Raw genomic sequence first — 3,569 nt, forward strand, 5'->3', positions numbered from 1 at the left:
CGAATAAGTTATTGCTTACATCGAATGCAGTGGCGCTGTTTGACGTATATTGACTTGGCTCATCACTCAAGAGCACAACAGAAAGAGTTGCTCCAGGTCTAGGGTAACCAGCTGTTGTAACAGTACCGTCAGAAGCATCACCCTCTGCTGTCGAAAGCAAAGCATTTTCAGAGTAATAAATACCTGTCTCGATGCCACTTCCATAAGTTCCTGCGACAACATCGATCTGAAATTGAGCTAGATCCGAGGTAAAGCCATTGCCACGTAAGCTTGCATTGTCTGTGGTGATAGTGCCTATTTGGAAGTCTAGGCCAGACGCGCTCATTACTGTAGAAAAATCGGTTGCAGCCTGACTAATAGCATTCTGCTCGTCGCTCATGCTTCCAGAGTTGTCGATAACGAATAGAAAGTCTGCAAGCGCAGAGGTTTCTGCCTGTGCGTTATAGCTGTCGCTTGTTACGTCGATACTTGCACCCGATTCCGCAACATTGGTTCCATCATTCAGACCTGATACCTGAGTTGAGTAACTTTCCAGGTTATCTAAAGCGACAACAGTTGCAGTTAACAGCATGTCGGAGTTATTGAAATAAGTAACACTCATATTCAACTGGTACTCGCTTGCAGGTACGTCGCCAGATAAGGGGGCAGGCAAGTCCTGAATAGTTCCACCGAGTTGGTTTACGCCCAACAATATAATGAGCCGATTGTTTAGCTCGGTTGGTGTTGAGGCACTTGATAAGCTTAAGCGATAAACGGCGCTAGTAACGTCGTCGTTCAAGTTGGGTGAAGAGGTTGATACATTACTTAAACTAATATCCGACTCTGTAGCGACTGTATTTGAAAGCGATGTCATGACCGAAGCAGAATCCGTACCTGCGCTGAATGCGGGTCTTTCGGCGATAAAGCCAGCAACATCTACTTGCGTAGCGGTAGAGCGCAAGCTTCGGAAAGAGGCCGGGCTAACCGTCTCGGGAGATGCTGTTACGATAGATCCGTCAAAGTCACCACTAGGTGAACTACTAGCAACATCAAACCCTTGTGGCAAAAATACTTGTCTAGTCGAAGTAGACACGGATGAAACTTGTACGGCTTCAAGCTGCTCTGTTACTAAGATATTGACTGATCGAGATTGAACAATACCATCAACGTTAGTTAGCTCGACTGTATATTGATACGTTCCGGCATCAGCTTCTGTCACGTCAACCCTATTTGACGATGAGTCAATTACATCTCCGTCGTCATTACGCCAAACATAAGAAACAATCGTGTCTTCAGAGCTAGTCGGTGTAACGGTTAAAGTTGTAGTTTCTAGAGTTTCGATAGTCGTTGGTGAGGCTGTTAGGCTCGCGATAATGGCAGCTATGGAAGACCCTTCATCCTGGTTACAAAGGTATTGGTTGTTCTCTATCTCGTCGGTGTCCAAGATACTATTACGATTCAAATCCAGACCAGAACGAATAAGCAAACCACCAAACTCACAACTTAAGTCATCTGCAGCAACATTGTTCATGGCAATTAAACTATTGAAGCCGGTAACGCCGTCTTCACCAGTGTCGCCTGTCTCTCCATTACAGACTTCTGTTGTCTGCGTAATTTCATCAGCGTCCAGGGTATCGTTATTATTAGAATCGAGGCCGGTCTGGATTTGCTTGCCACCATTGGTACACAGGTCACCAGGAGGCAGATCAACAATGCTAGCAAGACTGTTTGATCCGTCATCACCTTCGTCAATACAGCCAGTAAGGCCAACTGTAGTCGCCAGTGCTATCGCTGTTATTAGTTTCTTTTTCTTGGTTGTTTGTTGTGTACTCATGATCGTCATCCTTTTTCATTTTTTGTTAATTCAATTAAGCCAAGCGTATCCGTTTGATTAACTGTTCAATAATATGTGATGGACGCTTGGCTGAAATGAAACGTAAAAGGTAAAAGTTTTTTAAGAAAAATTTGCAGCTGCTTTTTCTGTGTTCAGAGGGCTTAAGCGCTAGTATTGAATTTTCCTTAGGCAGACGATCCTGAGCCTAGTCAATGCAGAGTTTGGTAGAAGCTTAGATCGTAGCCTGTGAGCGAGGCATAGCGTCCTCTGCCGACAGGGTTGATGAATATTCTGGAGAGGAATAAGGCCAGATAAACTAATCTGGCCTTATATTGGTAGGGTATTATAAGCCGTAAACAATGTTTACCTGCAAGCTGTTAACATTATCTCTGATAACGTATTCACCGCGAACCGCAATGTTATGGTCAACGCGATACTCACCGCCAAAGCCCATTAACAAACCATCGTCATCGCCAAAATCAAGGCCAAGCCTTAAAAGTCCGCTCACTTGCTCATTTACCGCATAGTCTGCAACCGTTGCAGCCCAAATACCATCAGCAGAAACTGAGCCGCCAAAGCGGAAGTCAAAATCACCCGATGTCATATAGCCGGCTTCAACTGCTAGTTTAACTTTGTCTACTTTTATCAAGTTATCATCGAAGCGATAGCCGCCAAAAACTTGAAAGCCCATTGCATCATCAAAGCCGCTAAGTGAGTTCATACCCAAACCGCCACCGACATATATATTGCTTGTATTGATATCATTTCCTATACCAGACTCTTCGGCTACCGCGCCCATTGCCATTAATGAGAAAGCACCAGCAATAATTTGTTTTTTGAAGTTCATGTGTAAATCCTTTAAAAGTTATTGGTTCGCTAAGTAGGCAAAAGTGCTTATTAGCAAACAGTAATAATGAGTACCGATGGCACTTCTTATGTTCACTTTTTAAGGAAGGACAAGAATTGGAAATGAATTAAAATAAATTTGAAATTACTCAGTGTTAATTTCAAGGGGCGATACAAAATTTGGAGAACGTAAGATTCCGGCTTTTCCAAAAGCCTCGTAGCTAGTATGTTTAGCTTTCGGCAATCTCAACGGTGATCAACTTGGTACTCTGATTCTCCTGATCATCTTCGATATAGATCTCTAGAGTATGCTGCCCAGCAGGTAGCTCGACTTCAGGAGCGTTAATACTCTCTCCTTCGATATAATCAACGATGCGGTCAGTCAGATCGATTCCCCAGAACTTTTTGTAGGTGAGCTTAAGGGACTTCATATTCACCGTAGCGTTAGGCTGGCGACTGGCAAATTCGACGTGTACTGAAAGCGGATTTGTTACGGTGAGCTTAAAAGTGGCTGCAGAATTTTGATCTCAGGGCCTTTTTCAGTAACGGACCTTTGGTTCGCATAACTTTCAGCTTGTTGAGGCTGGTTCAGGAATAGCTGGCCAGGCTGTGCGTGATTTATGCCAGCTACTTGAGCGGCTTGCTCTTGTTCAAGTTGAGCGAGCTCTTCAAGGGAGACGAGTTGAAGAGGTACGGGGGCGAGGGTGCTACAAGCTGGTAAAAAAGCGATAAGTAATACTAAAATTCGATATTTCATAAACGATTTCCTTGGTTACCTTTTTGCTATTCACCCTCAGAATACCTGTTGAGAAGCAAGGCTAATGAATTACACTATTGTACGAACAAAAGCCTCCCCCATTACCTGCGGCCTCTCATTGAATACCATTTTGATAGGTCACTATATAAGAGC

Annotated in this window: 4 protein-coding genes; all 4 read right to left on the reverse strand. The window is 43.8% G+C overall.

The window, feature by feature from the left end; translation table 11 throughout:
• A partial coding sequence (locus tag A3756_RS11285; RefSeq protein WP_068553515.1) for a hypothetical protein occupies positions 1-1,813 on the reverse strand: 1,813 nt, incomplete at its 3' end.
• Between the two features lie 343 nt (positions 1,814-2,156).
• Entirely contained in the window at positions 2,157-2,660 is a 504-nt protein-coding gene (locus A3756_RS11290; protein WP_068553516.1) for an outer membrane beta-barrel protein, read from the reverse strand.
• A 229-nt stretch (positions 2,661-2,889) separates the two neighbouring features.
• On the reverse strand, positions 2,890-3,090 hold the full coding sequence (locus A3756_RS11295; protein ID WP_068553517.1) for a hypothetical protein: 201 nt from the start codon (positions 3,088-3,090) through the stop codon (positions 2,890-2,892).
• Positions 3,091-3,149: 59 nt separating this feature from the next.
• Positions 3,150-3,416 (reverse strand): hypothetical protein, encoded by a 267-nt coding sequence (locus tag A3756_RS11300; protein WP_068553518.1) that lies wholly within the window; start codon positions 3,414-3,416, stop codon positions 3,150-3,152.
• Positions 3,417-3,569: the final 153 nt, after the last annotated feature.

It is taken from the genome of Oleiphilus sp. HI0086, from assembly GCF_001635225.1.